Raw genomic sequence first — 17930 nt, forward strand, 5'->3', positions numbered from 1 at the left:
ATATTCATCGTCAGATCAAGCCGTTGATGACGCTGAAGACGCCCTTTGAATACTCGATGACGCCTCTGTGTAAACCTCGGTAAATCGCTCCCTTCCTCTCTCTGATTTCGTTCTATGGTTAGATCGAAATGGCTGAATTGCACGCTGACTAATGGTTGCGACAGTTGATGTCTGCGCCTATGTTGCACGCGAGCTTTTCCCCGCGAATGGAACGCGATCAACACCACAAAGAGGTGAAGAAATGTCAAAGGATTCACGCCCTGCCGTACTTGGGCTGATCGGCAATACGCCGCTGGTACAAGTCACCCGCTTCGATACCGGTCCCTGCACCCTGTTTCTCAAACTCGAATCACAGAACCCCGGCGGCTCGATCAAGGACCGCATCGGCCTGGCGATGATCGATGCCGCCGAACGCGACGGTCGCCTGCAACCCGGCGGCACGATCGTTGAGGCCACCGCTGGCAACACCGGCCTGGGCCTGGCGCTGGTCGGACGCGCCAAGGGCTACCGGGTGGTGCTGGTGGTGCCGGACAAGATGTCCACCGAAAAAGTCCTGCACCTCAAGGCCATGGGCGCCGAAGTGCACATCACTCGCTCGGATGTCGGCAAGGGTCATCCCGAGTATTACCAGGATGTCGCCGCCCGTCTGGCGAAAGACATTCCCGGCGCGTTCTTCGCCGACCAGTTCAACAACCCTGCCAACCCCCTGGCCCACGAATGCAGCACCGCGCCGGAAATCTGGGCGCAGACCGAGCATGACCTGGACGCCATCGTGGTCGGCGTCGGCTCGGCCGGCACGCTGACCGGCCTGACGCGCTTCTTCAAGCGCGTGCAGCCGGATCTTGAAATGGTCCTGGCTGACCCGGTCGGTTCGGTGATGGCTGAATACAGCCGCAGCAAGCACTTGGGCACCGCCGGATCGTGGGCGGTGGAAGGCATCGGCGAAGACTTCATTCCGTCGATTACCGATCTGTCGAGCGTGCGCAGCGCCTACTCGATCAGCGACGAAGAAAGCTTCGATCACGCCCGTCAGCTGCTGAAAGCCGAGGGCATTCTCGGTGGCTCGTCCACCGGCACCCTGCTCGCCGCCGCGCTGCGTTACTGCCGTGAGCAGACCGTGCCGAAGCGGGTGGTCAGCTTCGTCTGCGACACCGGCACCCGTTACCTGTCGAAGGTCTACAACGACCAATGGATGACCGATCAGGGCCTGTTGCAGCGCAAACGCTACGGCGACCTGCGCGACTTGATTGCCCGCCGCTTCGAAGACGGCAAAGTCGTCAGTGTAGGCCCCGACGATACGCTGATGACCGCGTTCCAGCGCATGCGCCTGGCCGATGTCTCGCAGTTGCCGGTGCTGGTGGATGGCAAACAACTGGTCGGTGTGATCGACGAATCGGACATTCTGGTGCGCGTACACGAAGACGCCTCGCTCTTCAGCAAGCCCGTCGCCAGCGCGATGACCGACAAGCTGCAAACCCTCGCCCCCGGCGCCACGCTGGCTGAACTGGAAGCCGTGCTGAGCAGCGGCCTGGTGGCGATCATTGCCGACGCTTCAGGCTTCCACGGCCTGATCACCCGCGTCGACATGCTCAACCAACTACGGAGATCCCTTGCATGAGTCAGCACGACAAGAACGCCCGCCCGCAGGGTTTCGCCACCCGCGTGATCCACGCAGGGCAGACGCCGGACCCGACCACCGGCGCGCTGATGCCGCCGATCTACGCCAACTCCACGTACCTGCAAGACAGCCCTGGCGTGCACAAGGGTTTCGACTACGGCCGCTCACACAACCCGACGCGTTTTGCCCTGGAGCGTTGCGTGGCGGACCTTGAGGGCGGCACCCAGGCATTCGCCTTCGCGTCCGGGCTGGCGACCATTTCCACCGTGCTCGAACTGATCGACGCCGGGTCACACATCGTCTCCGGCAATGACCTTTATGGCGGCACTTTCCGCCTGTTCGACAAGGTGCGCCAGCGCAGTGCCGGGCATCGGTTCAGCTACGTCGATCTGGCCGACCTGTCGGCGTTTGAAGCATCGTTGCAGGACGACACGCGCATGGTCATGGTGGAAACGCCGACCAACCCGCTGCTGAGCCTGTCCGACCTAGCCGCCATCGCGCGCATCTGCAAGGCGCGCGGGATCATCTGCGTGGCCGACAACACCTTCGCCAGCCCGTGGATCCAGCGTCCGCTGGAACTGGGTTTCGACATCGTGCTGCACTCGACCACCAAATACCTGAACGGTCACTCCGACGTGATCGGCGGGATTGCGGTAGTCGGCGACAATCCTGCGCTGGCCGAGCGCCTGGGCTTCCTGCAGAACGCTGTCGGCGCCATCTCCGGCCCGTTCGACGCCTTCCTCACCCTGCGCGGCGTGAAGACCCTGGCGCTGCGTATGGAGCGTCATTGCAGCAACGCACTGGAATTGGCGCGCTGGCTGGAACAACAGCCGCAGGTCAAACGCGTCTACTACCCAGGCCTGGAATCGCACCCGCAGCATGAACTGGCCAAACGACAGATGCGTGGTTTCGGCGGGATGATTTCCCTGGATCTGAACAGTGATCTGGCGGGCGCCCGGCGCTTCCTGGAGAACGTGCAGATCTTCGCTTTGGCCGAAAGCCTTGGCGGTGTGGAAAGCCTGATCGAGCACCCGGCGATCATGACTCACGCGACCATTCCGGCCGAAACCCGTGCCAGGCTCGGCATCGGTGACAGCCTGGTGCGTCTGTCGGTGGGCGTCGAGGACATCGAAGACCTGCGTGCGGATCTGGCGCAAGCGCTGGCCAGCATCTAAAGCCCGGAAACGTCAAAGCCCGCACGAGGCGGGCTTTGGTGTTTGAGTAGGCGGCCAGTGCTGGTCTCTGGCTTACGAGGTTTCTCAGGACTCCCACAGTACAGGCAATGTGCTCTGCTGCTTCACACGGCATAAGGGCTGGAACCCAGCGCGGGGTTCTTTCTAACCGTGTACCCTTCGGAACGCGCCCAACGCTTCCTCGCTATCCGCTTGCGCATCAGTCTGCGTCTTCGCCTACATCCTTGAGCCTAGCAAACCCGCTGCGGTGCGCTACGCGGTTTTTAGATTGATTGTTTTCTAGCGCACGCCTGCAAGGAAGCTAACCGACTATCACCTTCAGGGCCCTTCCAACTGCCACCCGCCAAGGGCGAACTATACTTTTCAGTTCGCTGTTCAGATTTCCTGTAAACCGTCGACACCCGTGCGCCTTGAGGTGCGCCCGTGCCAATCGCCAATCTGGTTAACCCCAGGCCAACGAGCCTTCCGTCGATGAACCAATGACGGGCAATGCTCGGATACTTTGTGGCTGATGGGTCGTGGAGAAAATCATGAAACACAAGCTTTGGTCAGGCGTCGTCCTGGCGGTCGCTGCATCGGTCGTGGTGATGCCCAGTGTCTGGGCTGCGCAGGCTCAGGCGCTGGCGTCTGACGGGGCGGATCACGTCAAAGCCGGGGCGGTTGCTTCGGATGGTTCGGATCATGTCGGCGCAGGGGCAGTAGCTTCGGATGGTTCAGATCATGTTGGCGCTGGCGCGGTGGCTTCTGACGGCTCTGATCATGTGGGCGCTGGCGCAGTCGCCTCTGATGGTTCAGATCACGTTGGCGCCGGTGCTGTAGCGTCTGACGGCTCCGACCATGTTGGCGCTGGTGCGGTAGCTTCGGATGGTTCGGATCATGTGGGCGCGGGTGCAGTAGCTTCAGATGGTTCGGATCACGTTGGCGCTGGGGCTGTGGCCTCCGACGGCTCCGACCATGTTGGCGCTGGCGCTGTAGCTTCTGACGGTTCCGATCATGTCGGTGCCGGCGCTGTGGCCTCTGACGGTTCGGACCATGTTGGTGCCGGCGCGGTGGCTTCTGATGGCTCCGACCACGTCGGTACCGGCGCTGTAGCTTCTGACGGCTCCGACCACGTCCGCGCGGGCGCCCTCGCCTCCGATGGCGGCGATAAAGTGGGAGCCAGTCGATTCGCGTCCACTCGCGTTGGCGTAGGCTCTGACCAGGTCGCTTCCGCTCTCATGACCGGCAGTTATTCAGACCAGTTCAACACCCCTCAATGACCGCTATCGGCGCAACCAGCCCGCCGCTGGTTGCGCCGCTCTAGCACATTTGTGCTAATCGACCACCTCGTTCCCTGGCGTTATATTCCCTCGCAACCCCCGACGCTCCCTGACATTGCCGCTGCGCAGTGCGCGGGATCGTTGCGCCTGGAAAAACAACAACACCAAGGAAGAAACACCATGAAACTGCAGCTCAGCCTCGCCAAGATTACGGTTCTCGGTGCCCTGCTCCTCGGCGCCAGCGGTTGCCAGACCGCCAAACCCACCGAAGACAGCATGCGCGAACGTGCCCAGACCGTCATTGGCCAACCGGTCACCAAGATCGGCAACATCCGCAACGACAGCACGCTGACCTACTACACCGCCTACACCGCCGCCGGCGAATACAACTGCGAATTACCCAGCGGCGCGATCATCGCGGTGGCCAGCATGGGCATCATGACGCCGCCGCTGTCCTGCCTGCCCAAAGGCGCGTCGCCGATTCCGTACCAGTAATCCGGCGCAGCAAAACCGTTCCAACGCCTCTTCTCATCCGGTAAAGGATTGCGTTCAATCATGAAAACACTCATCGCCACCCTCAGCCTCGCCGCCGTCGTGCTCACCGGCTGCGCCACACCGAAACAATGGGAAGCCACCGGCGGCAGCAAGACCGACGGCGTCGTCCAGGTCTCCTACGAACTTGGCCAGTTCGAAAGCGGGCAGACCTCCGCCGCCCAAGGGTTGGCGACGGCCGAAGGTCGCTGCAAGGTCTGGGGCTACAAGAGCGCCGAGGTGTCGGGTTCGGAGAAAAACATCTGTCGCACCATGGGCCAGTACAACTGCCTGCAAACCACCATCACGCAGGACTATCTGTGTAAGCGCTGACCGCTTCGGTCTGCCGGTCGCGCAGCGCACGCAAGGTCGCGCGCAGCTCGGCCGGGCGCACCGGTTTGGACAGAATGGCAATCTGGCGGTCATGCAGGGCCGCCTGGATTTTTTCGATGTCATGCCCGGTGATGATCATGGCCGGCACCGCATACCCCCGCTGACGGCGAACCTCATCGATGCACTCGATGCCGGTACTGTGGGTACCGAGGTCATAGTCGGCAACGATGATGTCGCAGTCGGTGACCAGCCCCTGCCCCGTCAGCTCGGCCTGCACGACACAGCCCCAGCGCTCCAGTAACGCCGACGTCGCCAGCAGGACGTTGCGATCATCTTCCACCAGACACACCTTCAACCCCGTCAGCAATCCAACCTGACGAACCTCGTCGCGATTGACGGGCAGCTGCGGTGCCACCCGTGACAGCCCCTGCAGCGTCACGGCCGTGCCGTGCCCCAGTCGAGAGCGAATCCGCACATCGACGCCGATCATCTGCCCCAGCCGCTTGACGATCGAAAGGCCCAGCCCCACGCCTTCAACGTCCTTGTCGCGCAATTGACGAACCCGATAAAACTCCTCGAAAACCTTGGGCAGATGCTCCTCGGCGATGCCTGTGCCACGGTCATAAACCACGATGGCCAACCCCGTCCCTTTTCTGCGCACGCCCACCAGCACCGGTCGCTGCGCGCCATATTTGAAGCAGTTGGACAGCACGTTCTGCACCATGGTCGCCAGCAGGGCCGGATCCGTGTACACCCAATGCTCGCAACGGTGCAGACGTAATTCCACACCCGCCCAACGCGCCGCTTCGACGTTCTGGCGAATCAGCTCCGTCAGCCACTGCCCCAGTTCCAGCGTTTGCATCCGGGGTTGAACCCGGCCGTTATCGAGGGTGTACAGATCGAGGATCGAGCGGAAAAGCTGCGACACGTTGAGCAGCGAACGGTCGATGCTGTCCACCAATTGCCGCTCGTCTTCACCCAACCGGGATTCGCGCAGGCACGCCGTGAACAGACCAATGGAATGAATCGGCTGGCGCAGGTCATGGCTGGCCTGGGCCAGGAAGCGCGACTTCTCCAAATTGGCCGCGACTGCCTCTTCGGAGGCCTTGCGCGTACGCTCCAGCAGCAGGTGCGCATACACCGGAATGACCGTGCTGGTGATCATCAGCATCAACACCATGAACGGTTGCGCCTGCCAGTACGGCGTCAACCGATAGACCGCCAGTAGCGCGAGCAACGCCAGTACCGTGGCAATCGCCAGATAGCGAGAGCCATATCGCATGCCGTTACCGAGGTTGACCCAGACCATGACCGCATAGATGGGCAACGCCGCCTCACCGCCGACCACCAGACCGAAGCAGGTGCCGGTGTAATCGTGGATCATGCCGAATATCCGCCGCGCAGGATAATGCCCCGGCCAACGTACGATGGCCTGGCGCAGCCCGACGGAGGCCAGCAAAAACAGGGCAATGTAGGTGACCACCGGCAGGTAAGTCTCGAAGCGCTGCCCTGGCAAGAAGCCGAGCACGCCCATGTAAATGAGCGCGATACTGGCGATGATGATGCGTAGATTGGCCTGATCAAGCTCGGTGTTTTTCTCGAACTTCATGGAGGAACGTCCTTGTGCGGCAGTCGTCATAAACAACACGAACCAACAGGCAATGCCTTCGCCCGGTGCTAAGGTGCATGCCGTGAGAAATGCTGACCCAGGGAGGGTTGTGCAATGACATGCCGAATCATCATAGCCGACGATCATCCACTGTTTCGCGAAGCGATGATGCGCACAGTCCGGCGCCTGTTGCCGCAAGCACTGATCGAAGAAGCCGGCGACCTCGACAGCGTGCTCGCCCTGCTGCCGGCCGGCGATGAGCCCGACACCTTGATCCTCGACCTGCGCTTCCCCGGCCTGACCTGTGTCACCCAGCTCGCGGAACTACGCCGCCGCTTGCCGCGAACCACGCTGATCGTGGTGTCGATGGTCGACGACGAAGCGTTGATTGGTGAAGTCATGGCGGCCGGCATCGATGGTTTCATCGGCAAGAACATCGCCCCCGATGAGATCGGTCAGGCGATCCGGGCGATTCGTGAAGGTGAGGTTCTGGTGAAGTTTGTCCCGTCCGGCCTGCTGCCGTTGGACACAGGCACCGCCCTCACCCCGCGTCAGCAAGAGGTTTTGCGGCTGATCGCCAAGGGAAAGACCAACAAGGAAATCGCCCGTGAACTGGATATTTCGCCGTTCACGGTGCGGATTCATGTGTCGTCGTTGTTGCGGGCGCTCAACGTGCCGTCGCGGGCTGCGGCGGCAGTCAAGTATTCCGGTGCGGGTTAGCGTTGGAAGGCGTGATCAAGGATCCACCTGCGCCATCAATTCGGGCACTGATTCCTGCCGTTTCGCATACCGCTGCGCCAGCACCGCGCAGACCATCAGCTGAATCTGGTGAAACAACATCAGGGGCAGAATCAGCACCCCGATGGTGCTGCCGGCGAACAACACCTGAGCCATCGGCACACCGGTGGCCAGGCTTTTCTTCGAGCCGCAGAACAAAATAGTGATTCGGTCTTCCTGACTGAAACCGAACGCCTTGCCCAGCAGCGTCGACGCCAGCAGCACCAGCGCCAGCAGGATGCAGCAGGCCACCACCAGCCCCAACAGGTCGATGACCGGAATCTGATGCCAGATGCCTTCGTTGACGGCCTCACTGAACGCGCCGTAGACCACCAGCAGAATCGAACCCTGATCGACGAATTTCAGCCAGTTCTTGTTACGGCCGACCCAGGCGCCGATCCAGCGGCGGGCGATCTGCCCGGCGATGAACGGCAACAGCAGTTGCACGCTGATCTTCAGGATCGCGTCGAGGGTCGAACCGCCGTCACCGTGCACGTTCAGCAACAGCGTCACAAGCAATGGCGTCAGAAAGATCCCAAACAGGCTGGACGCCGCCGCGCTGCAAATCGCCGCCGGAATGTTGCCCCGGGCCAGCGAAGTGAAGGCAATCGCCGACTGCACCGTCGCCGGCAGCGCGCAAAGGTAAAGCATGCCCATGTACAGGTTGTCACCGATCATCGGCGACAGCAGCGGTTTGAGCGCCAGCCCCAATAACGGGAACAGGACAAAGGTCAGGCTGAACACCAGCAGATGCAGGCGCCAGTGACCGGCGCCGGCGATGATCGATTCGCGCGACAGCTTGGCGCCGTGCAGAAAAAACAGCAGCGCAATCGCAATGTTGGTCAGCCAGCCGAAGCCGGCCGCGACCTGGCCGCTGGCGGGCAGGAAGCTGGCCAGCAGCACCACGCCGATCAGGGTCAGGGTGAAGTTGTCGGGCAGGAATCTTGGGCGCGTCATGGTTTGCTCATCCGGGGGTTGCCAGTACGTGGAAGCGACTCTAACGTGGCTGGAAATTACCGACTAACGCCGAAGAGCCTCAAGATGCCGCCAAAAGGACATGACAAAAGTGTCAGACGCAGCATTCCCGGGCTGCCGAGCCTGCCGCGTCCGTTGTACGGGCGCACCGAATCGCTGCCCAATCGCGCCCTGACCCGCCGCCACAGTCATCCGTGGGTGCAATTGTCCTACGCGATCCAGGGCGTACTCGAAGTGCAGACCGCCGCCGGCCGCTTCGTTGCGCCGCCGGAGCGGGCCGTATGGATTCCGGCGGGCGTGCCCCATCGGGTATTCAGTTCGCCGCACACGGAAATGCGCAGCCTGTACATCGATTGCAGCGTCGCGGGCTGGGCGCTGGAGCGCTGTCATGTGCTCGGTGTCAGTGATCTTTTGCGTGAGTTGATCCGGGCCTTCAGTCAGATTCCTGTCGAGTATGACCAGCGCGGCCCTCACGGTCGGCTGGCGCAGGTCATCCTCGACCAATTGGCCGAAGCCCCGCAGATCGACCTGATGCTGCCACTGCCTCAGGACATCCGTTTGCGCCAGATTTATCAGAGTCTGGAGCAGCATCCGGAACAGCAGACCACACTCAGTCACTGGAGCGAAAAGTTCGGTGTGACCGAGAAAACCCTGAGCCGGCTGTTCCTGCGCGATACCGGCCTGACCTTCCGCGCCTGGCGCCAGCGCTTGCGTTTGCTGGGTGCGCTGACGCCGCTGGAGCGTGGTGAACGCGTCACCGAAGTGGCTCTGGCCTGCGGTTATGATTCGACATCGGCGTTCATCGCAGCCTTTCGCCAGCAGTTTGGAGAGACGCCCGGAGAATTTTTTCGCTGATTTTTGTCGATATTTATCGAATTAGGACATGCCATTGGACAAACTTCAGGGTAGAGTTTCGTCCATCAAGAATGATTGACACGTTTCGACGATAACAATGATCAACCACCCTTTAGCGAACCTGTCGGCGGTAACAGCATGATCGAAGTCACTGAAGTCTCCATTGCCCAACTGCGCGCAGCGCTCGAATCCGGCCAGACCACGGCAGTTGAACTGGTTCAGGCCTATCTGGCGCGTATCGATGCCTATGACGGCCCGGACACCGCCACCGCCCTGAACGCGGTGATCGTGCGCAACCCCGATGCCCTGAAGGAAGCCCAGGCCTCCGATGCCCGTCGCGCCAAGGGCGAAACCCTCGGTCCGCTGGACGGCATCCCCTATACCGCCAAGGACAGCTATCTGGTCAAAGGCCTGACCGCTGCGTCCGGCAGTCCGGCGTTCGCCGATCTGGTGGCCCAACGCGACGCGTTCACCATCGAGCGTCTGCGTGCGGGCGGCGCGATCTGCCTCGGCAAGACCAATATGCCACCGATGGCCAATGGCGGGATGCAACGCGGCGTCTACGGTCGGGCCGAAAGCCCGTACAACGCCGCTTATCTGACTGCGCCGTTTGCTTCCGGCTCGTCCAACGGTGCGGGCACCGCCACTGCTGCAAGCTTCTCGGCATTCGGTCTGGCGGAAGAAACCTGGTCGAGCGGTCGCGGCCCTGCCTCGAACAACGGCCTGTGCGCCTACACGCCTTCGCGCGGTGTGATCTCGGTACGCGGCAACTGGCCGCTGACACCGACCATGGACGTGGTGGTGCCCTACGCCCGCACCATGGCCGACCTGCTGGAAGTGCTCGACGTGGTGGTTGCCGAAGACACCGACACCCGTGGCGACCTGTGGCGCCTGCAACCCTGGGTGCCGATCCCGAGCGTGGCCTCGGTGCGCCCCGCTTCTTACCTCGATCTGGCGGTGAAGAGTGATGCACTGGCCGGCAAACGCCTGGGCGTGCCGCGCATGTACATCAACGCCGACCCCGAGGCCGGCACCAGTGAAAATCCGGGAATCGGCGGCCCGACCGGGCAACGCATCAACACCCGCGCCTCGGTGATCGATCTGTGGAAACAGGCCCGTCAGGCCCTCGAAGCGGCCGGTGCCGAAGTCATCGAAGTGGATTTCCCGCTGGTGTCCAACTGCGAAGGCGATCGTCCGGGCGCGCCGACCGTGTTCAATCGCGGCATCGTCTCAAAGGAGTTCATGCACCACGAACTGTGGGATCTGTCGGCCTGGGCCTTCGATGATTTCCTGCGCGCCAACGGCGACCCGAAACTCAACCGTCTGGCGGACGTCGACGGGCCGAAAATCTTTCCGCATGACCCGGGCACCCTGCCCAACCGTGAAGGCGACCTCGCCGCCGGCATGGACGAATACGTGCGCATGGCCGAGCGCGGCATCACGCCGTGGGATCAGATCCCGACGCTGCCGGATGGCCTGCGCGGCCTGGAGAAGACCCGCAAGCTCGACCTCGAAGACTGGATGGATCGCCTCGGCCTCGACGCCGTGCTGTTCCCGACCAACGCCGACGTGGGCCCGGCCGACGCCGACGTCAACCCGGCCTCGGCCGACATCGCCTGGAGCAACGGCATCTGGGTCGCCAACGGCAACCTCGCGATCCGCCACCTCGGCGTGCCGACCGTCACCGTGCCGATGGGCGTGATGGCCGACATCGGCATGCCGGTCGGGCTGACGTTTGCCGGACGTGCCTATGACGATTCGACACTGTTGCGACTGGCGGCGGCGTTCGAGGCGACCGGTTCGAGACGTCTGGTGCCGCCGCGTACGCCAGCACTGGCAACCGGCAAATAAGAAAAAGGCGGGATCTTTCGATCCCGCCTTTTCTTTATCTTTCTGCCAACGCTTCCAGTAAATCCGCCGAAGGCACAAAGAACAGACTGCCGGTGACCGCCGTGCTGAAGTCCAGCAGCCGGTCATAGTTGCCCGGCGGTTTGCCGACGAACATGTTTTCCAGCATCTGCTCCAGCGGTTCCGGCGAACGCGCGTAGCCAATGAAGTAAGTGCCGAACTCCCCAGCGCCGGGTCGACCGAACGGCATGTTGTCGCGCAGGATTTTTACTTCCTCGCCGTCCTTGGTGATGGTCGTCAAGGCGCTGTGGGAATTGCTCGGCTTGACCGAGTCATCCAGCTCGATATCGGACAGTTTGGTGCGCCCGATTACCCGCTCCTGGGCCTCGACTGACAATTCGTTCCACGCCTTCATGTTGTGCAGATACTTCTGCACCAGCACGTAACTGCCGCCACTGAACGGCTGATCTTCATCGCCCACGAGGGTGAAATGCTCGGCTTTGCGGCCGACCGGATTTTCCGTGCCATCGACAAAACCGATGATGCTGCGCATGTCGAAATAGCGGAAACCCTGCACTTCATCAGTCACAGTAACGGCGCCGTCCAGCGCCGACATCAGCTGCGTCGCCAGTTCGAAACACAGGTCCATCTGATCGGCGCGAATGTGCAGCAGCAAATCGCCCGGCGTGAAAACGGCGCGCCGCCCTTCTACGCCGAATTCGCGGAAGTCGTGCAGGGACGCGGGGCGTGGACTGCCGAACAGGCGATCCCACGCGCTGGAAGAAAACCCGCAAACGCAGGACAAGTTTCCAGAAGGGACGCGCTTGCCGACCGAGCGCGTCAGCCCTGCGATATCGGCGCACCAGCCGCGGACTTTTTCGGCGGCCTCAGCTTCGGCGTTGAGGGTCGCCACGATGAATATGGCAGCGCTGGTGATCGGGCTGCAGACGGCTTGAGGATCTGGCGTGTCGATGATCGTAGCTCCCGGAGTGGTGGACTGACTCGACAGCGAGGTTAGCAAAGAAGTGCTGAATGAAGTATTACCCGCGCTCTGCCCGTGTCGACCGACACTTCGTTATTCACGAACAATACCCACGAAATAAACGATTTTTCTTTGCCGGAAGGCTCCCACTAGCATGGCCCCGTCTACCCCGAAAAACATAAAGACAGGGAGAACGGCATGCATCCCATCAACATCGGCGAACCCTGGATGTGGGCCGCCTTCATCGTTTTTGTCCTCGCCATGCTGGCCGTTGACCTGTTCGTCTTCGGTGGGCGCAAGGCGCATCGGGTTTCGGTACGTGAGGCCTCAGCCTGGGTGATCGCCTGGTGCATGCTGGCGATGGCCTTCGCCGGGTTGCTCTGGTGGTACCTCAGTGGCGAACTCGGGCCCGAAATCGCCAAGGTCAAGACCCTGGAATTCCTCACCGGTTACCTGATCGAGCAGTCGCTGTCGATCGACAACATGTTCATTTTCGTGATGATCTTCAGCTACTTCGCCGTGCCGCCGGAGTTGCAGCGCCGGGTGCTGCTGTACGGCGTACTGGGGGCGATCGTGATGCGCGCGGCGATGATCTTCGCCGGTGTTTGGCTGGTGTCGCAGTTCACGTGGCTGCTGTATGTGTTCGGTGTGTTCCTGATCATTACCGGGATCAAGATGTTGATGTTCGCCGATCAGAAGCCGGATCTGGAAAAAAATCCGATTGTGCGTTGGGCTCGTGGACACTTACGCATCACCCATAGCTTCCATGGCGAGCGCTTTTTTGTGCGGCAAAACGGTGTGCGCTGGGCTACGCCGATGTTTCTGGTATTGGTGCTGATCGAGGCCAGCGACTTGATGTTTGCAGTCGACAGCATCCCGGCGATTTTCGCGGTGACCACCGATCCTTTCATCATTTTCACCTCGAACATCTTCGCGATCATGGGTCTGCGGGCGCTGTACTTTTTGCTGGCGGACATGGCCGACCGCTTTCATCTGCTCAAGTACGGACTGGCGCTGGTACTGGTGTTCATCGGCGGCAAGATGACGGTGATGCCGTGGTTTCACACGCCAGTGGAATGGTCTCTGGCGATTGTCGGCGGGGTAATTCTGACATCGGTGTTGCTGAGTCTGATCCTGACGAAGGACAAGTCGCCTGAAGAAAGTCAGGCGAAATAACGGCCGCGGGAGCGAACGTGGTTCGCTCCCGCGACCTTGAGCTTATTTATCCGACTTGATGCTGGTCCAGACCCGGGTCCGCACCCGCTCCAGTTTCTGCGGCAACGGTTGCACCACGTACAGTGTCTTCAACGCTTCGCTGGTCGGTGTCAGGTTCGGGTTGCCGGTGATCTCCTTGTTGATCAGCGGCAGCGAATCCTTGTTGGCATTCGGGTAGCCGAGGAAGTCGCTGATCGACGCAATCACCTTCGGATCCAGCAGCGTGTTGAGGAACTCATGGGCCTCCTCGACGTTTTTGGCGCTCTTCGGAATGGCGAAGGTATCGAACCAGATCGGCGCGCCTTCCTTCGGCAGGCGCCAGTCGACCACCACGCCGTTTTTCGCCTCTTTGGCGCGGTTGCCGAACTGGTAGAAGCTGCCGGAATAACCGATGGCCACACAGATGTCGCCGTTGGCGATGTCGGTCATGTACTTGGCCGAGTTGAAGTAGGTGACATAGGGACGAACCTTGAGCATCAGGTCCTTGGCTTTCTCATAGTCGGCCGGGTTCTGGCTGTTCGGGTCCAGACCGAGATAATGCAAGGCCAGCGGCAGGATTTCCGATGGTGAATCGAGCATCGCCACGCCGCATGATTTCAGTTTTTCCATGTTTTCGGGTTTGAACACCAGATCCCAGCTGTCCACCGGCGCATTCTCGCCGAGCGCAGCCTTGACCTTGGCCGGGTTGAAACCGATCAGCACCGTGCCGACCATGTAGGGCACGCCGTACTGATTGCCGGGGTCATTGGCGTCGAGCAACTTGAGCAGCGCCGGGTCCTGGTGACTCCAGTTCGGTAGCTTGGACTTGTCGAGTTTCTGGAACACACCGGCCTTGATCTGGGTATCGAGGAACTGGTTCGACGGCACCACCAGGTCGTAGCCGGAGTTGCCGGTCAGCAGTTTGGCTTCGAGGGATTCGTTGGTGTCGAAGGTGTCCCAGGTCACTTTGATGTTGCTTTTGGCGGCGAAGTCCTTGGGCACCGACGGCAGGATGTAGTCCGCCCAGTTGTATACCCGCAGTTCGCGCTGCTCGGCGTGTGCGGCGCCGGCCAGTAGCGTCAAACCGCAAACAGTAGCGCCCAGAATGCGTTTCATCGTGACCATGTTGTGTTTCCCCGAATGCGGCGTGAGTCGATGGTTTTTATGTTCTGTACACGGCAGCGGCTGTCAGGTCAGCCAAGGGCAAGGAAGGTGCAGCATTTAGTTGTGGCTTCGATTCTTGCCGACAGCGTAGCCGCAGCACAGTAGCCGGTTGGCCAAAAGGGGATCGATCTGGCCAATTTGCGTGACCGCCCGAATGCTCAAACAACAACGCCCGGCAAAGTGCCGGGCGTTGTTGAACAGCCTGCGAGCGATCAGTCGGTATAGCCCAGCCGCGTCGCCGTGCTCTTCTGAGTGTGCCCGCGAGTCGCCAGGCAGTAATACAACGGGCAGGTCACGAGCAGGCCGACCAGCCATGACAGGTCCGCGCCTTCCACCAGGTTGGCGTAAGGGCCGACGTACAACGAGGTATTGGCGAACGGCAGCTGCACGATGATGCCGATGAAATAGGCAATGATCGCGTGCAGATTGAAACGCCCGTAGATCCCGCCATCGGCACGGAAGATCGAGGCGATGTCGTAGCGGCCGCGTTTGATCAGGTAGAAGTCGATCAGGTTGATCGACGCCCACGGCACCAGGACCAGCAGCAACGCCAGAATCAATCCGATGAATTCGGAAATGAAGTCCGCCGACGCGCCCAGCGCCACCACGCAGCAACCCGCCAGCACCACACTCGACAGCACCACCCGCACCTTGATGCTCGGCGTCCAACGGCTGGCGAAGGTCTGGATCGAGGTGATGATCGACAACACCGCGCCATACAGATTCAGCGCGTTGTGGCTGATGATGTTGAGCAGGAACAACACCATCAGAATCGGCCCCAGCCAACCGGTGGACTGCTTGACCGCCGCCATCGCTTCGGTGCCTTCGGGGGTCGCCAGCACCGCCACCGCACCAAAGGTGAACGACAGAATCGTGCCCAGCGTTGCGCCCAGATAAGTCGCGATAAACGGCTTGCTGATACCGATGTCCGCCGGCAGGTAGCGCGAATAGTCGGATACGTATGGCGAGAAGCTGATCTGCCAGATGATCCCCAGCGACACCGTCGCCAGCCAACCCGACAGATTGAAGCTGCCACGAGTGAAGAAGTCGGCCGGCAAGTCATGGGCAAAGATGTAGATGAACCCGGCCAGTAACGCGCTCCCCATCACCCAGGTACCGATGCGGTTCAGCGTGTGGATGAAGTTGTAGCCGATCACGCCGATGGCCGTGGCGCTGAGGGCGCCGATCAGAATGCTCAGCGGCGCCGGCACCGACGGCGCAATGCCGACGATGGATTTGCCGGCCAGCACGATGTTGGAAATGAAAAAACCGATATAGATGATCGCCGCGAAGAACACGATCAGCAGCGCACCGTAACGCCCGAACTGACCACGGCTTTGCACCATCTGCGGAATGCCCATGCGCGGTCCCTGTGCCGACGCCAAAGCAATCACCACACCGCCGATCATGTGCCCCAGCGCAATCGCCAGCAGCCCCCAGAACAGGTCGAGATGAAACACCTGGACCACCATGGCGCCGGTGACGATGGGCAGTGGCGCAATGTTGGTGCTGAACCAAAGGGTGAAAAGGTCGCGGGCCTTCCCGTGGCGTTCCGCGAGTGGGACGTAGTCGACCGTGTGATTCTCGATCAACGGATCTTGCCGGGACATCTGGGACATAAAAATGAACTCGATTGGGTCTGTTCTTATCGTTGTATGAAGCCAAACCGGGGACGCTTCTTGGCCGCCCCTCAGATGAACACCATATTATGGTATTCCAACATTTTCACAAGACTGATCCGCTGTTTACGACGGCATCTGATCCGGCATCCTCCCTGATAGCCAGGCTTTACGGCTAGACGAAAGGCCCGTAAATGTTGAGTTTCCGACGGAAGAACCACGTTTATCGTTTCACCAAAAAAGCGCTTGCAATCGATGTATTACGGTATACCATCAGACCCACAAACGAATAAAAACACGCTTCACCGCACTCGAGGATTGACCAATGATCGATGCTGCCGTCTACAAACAAGTCATGGGCTCGTTCCCGTCCGGCGTCACCGTCATCACTACGCTTGATGACGACGGCCAGATCGTCGGCCTCACCGCCAGCGCCTTCAGTTCGCTGTCGATGGATCCGGCCCTGGTGCTGTTCTGCCCCAATTACAGCTCCGATTCCTATCCCGTCCTGATCAAGAACCGACGCTTTGCCATTCACGTACTGTCCGGCGGCCAGCAGAGCGAAGCCTATGCGTTCGCCCGCAAAGGCAAGGACAAGGCGCAGGGCATCGAGTGGACGCTGAGCGAACTGGGCAATCCGATCCTGGCCAACGCGACAGCTATCATCGAATGTGAGCTGTGGCGCGAATACGAAGGTGGCGACCACGCGATCATGGTCGGCGCGGTGAAAAACCTCATCGTCCCTCAACAGGACGCCGGCCCGCTGGTGTATTGCCACGGCAAGATGGGCGCCCTGCCCGCCTTCGCCTGATCCCCCACGATTGCACTTAAACAGGCCTGCATGCGACCGGCCGACCACAAGAGATTCGAGGTAGCGTCATGAAATTTTCCCTGTTCGTACACATGGAACGCTGGGACGAAAGCGTCAGCCACCGTCAACTGTTCGAAGACCTGACCGAACTGACGTTGATGGCCGAGGCCGGCGGTTTCAGCACTGTGTGGATCGGCGAACACCACGCCATGGAATACACCATCTCGCCGAGCCCGATGCCGCTGCTGGCCTACCTCGCCGCCAAGACCACCACCATTCACCTGGGCGCCGGCACCATCATCGCGCCGTTCTGGCACCCGCTGCGGGTGGCCGGCGAATGCGCCTTGCTCGACGTGATCAGCAACGGCCGGATGGAAGTCGGCCTGGCCCGTGGCGCCTATCAGGTGGAATTCGACCGCATGGCTGGCGGCATGCCTGCCTCATCCGGCGGCCAGGCCCTGCGGGAAATGGTCCCGGTCGTCCGCGCCCTGTGGCAAGGCGACTACGCCCACAATGGCGAGATCTGGAAATTCCCCACCTCCACCAGCGTACCGAAACCGATCCAGAAGCCCAACCCACCGATGTGGATCGCCGCCCGCGACCCGGACTCGCACAACTTCGCCGTAGCCAACGGTTGCAACGTGATGGTCACGCCGTTGATGAAGGGCGACGAAGAAGTCCTCGACCTGAAAAACAAATTCCAGACGGCGCTGGACAACAACCCCGATTTGCCGCGTCCGCAATTGATGGTGCTGCGCCACACCCACGTGCATTCAGTGGATGACCCGGAAGGCTGGAAGGTGGGTGCGAAAGCCATCTCACGTTTCTACCGCACGTTCGATGCGTGGTTCGGCAACAAGGAAGTACCGGTCAACGGCTTCCTCGCCCCGAGCCCGGAAGAGAAGTTTGCCGGGCGTCCGGAATTTGAGCTGGAGAGCCTGCACAAGACCGCCATGATCGGCACGCCGGAAGAGATCATTCCGCGGATCAAGTACTACCAGGAACTGGGGGTGGATGAGTTCAGCTTCTGGTGTGACAACAGCTTGCCGCACGCGGAGAAGAAGAAGTCGCTGGAGCTGTTTATCAAGCATGTGGTGCCGGCGTTCAGATAGACCTGCTGCCCGGCATACGAAAACGCCCCGAGATGTTCGGGGCGTTTGCG

15 protein-coding genes are annotated in these 17930 nt (G+C 61.0%); 10 read left to right on the plus strand and 5 right to left on the minus strand.

The window, feature by feature from the left end; all coding sequences use genetic code 11:
- Window positions 1-241: 241 nt before the first annotated feature.
- The 4 genes from ACSPX5_RS11330 (at window position 242) to yecR (ending at window position 4934) form a co-directional block, all read left to right on the plus strand.
- The gene (locus ACSPX5_RS11330; protein ID WP_169430706.1) at window positions 242-1618 is read left to right on the plus strand and encodes a pyridoxal-phosphate dependent enzyme; all 1377 of its coding nucleotides are present in this window, start codon (window positions 242-244) and stop codon (window positions 1616-1618) included.
- Window positions 1615-2793 (plus strand): cystathionine gamma-synthase, encoded by a 1179-nt coding sequence (locus ACSPX5_RS11335; protein ID WP_169430707.1) that lies wholly within the window; start codon window positions 1615-1617, stop codon window positions 2791-2793. The genes ACSPX5_RS11330 and ACSPX5_RS11335 overlap by 4 nt, the downstream gene beginning before the upstream one ends.
- Window positions 2794-4250: 1457 nt before the next feature.
- On the plus strand, window positions 4251-4565 hold the full coding sequence (locus ACSPX5_RS11340; protein ID WP_039766904.1) for a hypothetical protein: 315 nt from the start codon (window positions 4251-4253) through the stop codon (window positions 4563-4565).
- Window positions 4566-4625: 60 nt separating this feature from the next.
- Complete coding sequence (gene yecR / locus ACSPX5_RS11345) at window positions 4626-4934, plus strand: YecR family lipoprotein (protein ID WP_007950440.1); 309 nt, start codon at window positions 4626-4628, stop codon at window positions 4932-4934.
- Here yecR and ACSPX5_RS11350 read toward each other — a convergent pair.
- Window positions 4906-6543, minus strand: coding sequence for an ATP-binding response regulator (locus tag ACSPX5_RS11350; RefSeq protein WP_207866570.1), 1638 nt, complete (start codon window positions 6541-6543; stop codon window positions 4906-4908). The two genes, yecR and ACSPX5_RS11350, sit on opposite strands and share 29 nt — an antisense overlap.
- A 114-nt stretch (window positions 6544-6657) precedes the next feature.
- Here ACSPX5_RS11350 and ACSPX5_RS11355 point away from each other — a divergent pair, with 114 nt between their 5' ends.
- Complete coding sequence (locus ACSPX5_RS11355) at window positions 6658-7263, plus strand: response regulator transcription factor (protein WP_439821722.1); 606 nt, start codon at window positions 6658-6660, stop codon at window positions 7261-7263.
- Window positions 7264-7278: 15 nt separating this feature from the next.
- On the opposite strand, the gene ACSPX5_RS11360 is transcribed toward ACSPX5_RS11355, so the two are convergent.
- Window positions 7279-8277 (minus strand): bile acid:sodium symporter family protein, encoded by a 999-nt coding sequence (locus tag ACSPX5_RS11360; protein WP_323160302.1) that lies wholly within the window; start codon window positions 8275-8277, stop codon window positions 7279-7281.
- 84 nt (window positions 8278-8361) lie between these two features.
- Between ACSPX5_RS11360 and ACSPX5_RS11365 the strand changes: the two genes are divergently transcribed.
- The gene (locus tag ACSPX5_RS11365) at window positions 8362-9150 is read left to right on the plus strand and encodes an AraC family transcriptional regulator (RefSeq protein ID WP_169430712.1); all 789 of its coding nucleotides are present in this window, start codon (window positions 8362-8364) and stop codon (window positions 9148-9150) included.
- A 138-nt stretch (window positions 9151-9288) separates the two neighbouring features.
- Window positions 9289-11001 (plus strand): amidase, encoded by a 1713-nt coding sequence (locus tag ACSPX5_RS11370; RefSeq protein ID WP_207866568.1) that lies wholly within the window; start codon window positions 9289-9291, stop codon window positions 10999-11001.
- 34 nt (window positions 11002-11035) lie between these two features.
- Here ACSPX5_RS11370 and ACSPX5_RS11375 read toward each other — a convergent pair whose 3' ends face one another.
- Complete coding sequence (locus ACSPX5_RS11375) at window positions 11036-12019, minus strand: Dyp-type peroxidase (protein WP_439821723.1); 984 nt, start codon at window positions 12017-12019, stop codon at window positions 11036-11038.
- Between the two features lie 159 nt (window positions 12020-12178).
- On the opposite strand from ACSPX5_RS11375, the gene ACSPX5_RS11380 reads away from it, so the two are divergent.
- Window positions 12179-13156 carry a TerC family protein gene (locus tag ACSPX5_RS11380; protein WP_439821724.1) on the plus strand — a complete coding sequence of 326 codons (978 nt, stop codon included), beginning with the start codon at window positions 12179-12181 and terminating at the stop codon, window positions 13154-13156.
- 42 nt (window positions 13157-13198) lie between these two features.
- On the opposite strand, the gene ACSPX5_RS11385 is transcribed toward ACSPX5_RS11380, so the two are convergent.
- Window positions 13199-14299, minus strand: a complete 1101-nt coding sequence (locus ACSPX5_RS11385) for a polyamine ABC transporter substrate-binding protein (RefSeq protein WP_439821725.1) — start codon at window positions 14297-14299, stop codon at window positions 13199-13201.
- 251 nt (window positions 14300-14550) lie between these two features.
- Window positions 14551-15957 carry a purine-cytosine permease family protein gene (locus ACSPX5_RS11390; protein WP_169430716.1) on the minus strand — a complete coding sequence of 469 codons (1407 nt, stop codon included), beginning with the start codon at window positions 15955-15957 and terminating at the stop codon, window positions 14551-14553.
- 325 nt (window positions 15958-16282) lie between these two features.
- On the opposite strand from ACSPX5_RS11390, the gene ACSPX5_RS11395 reads away from it, so the two are divergent.
- Complete coding sequence (locus ACSPX5_RS11395) at window positions 16283-16768, plus strand: flavin reductase family protein (protein ID WP_169430717.1); 486 nt, start codon at window positions 16283-16285, stop codon at window positions 16766-16768.
- Between the two features lie 68 nt (window positions 16769-16836).
- Window positions 16837-17880, plus strand: a complete 1044-nt coding sequence (locus ACSPX5_RS11400) for an LLM class flavin-dependent oxidoreductase (protein WP_439821726.1) — start codon at window positions 16837-16839, stop codon at window positions 17878-17880.
- The last annotated feature ends 50 nt before the right edge of the window (window positions 17881-17930 follow it).

Origin of the sequence: Pseudomonas sp. HLG18, assembly GCF_051903985.1 — a bacterium.
GTDB lineage: Bacteria > Pseudomonadota > Gammaproteobacteria > Pseudomonadales > Pseudomonadaceae > Aquipseudomonas > Aquipseudomonas fluorescens_BT.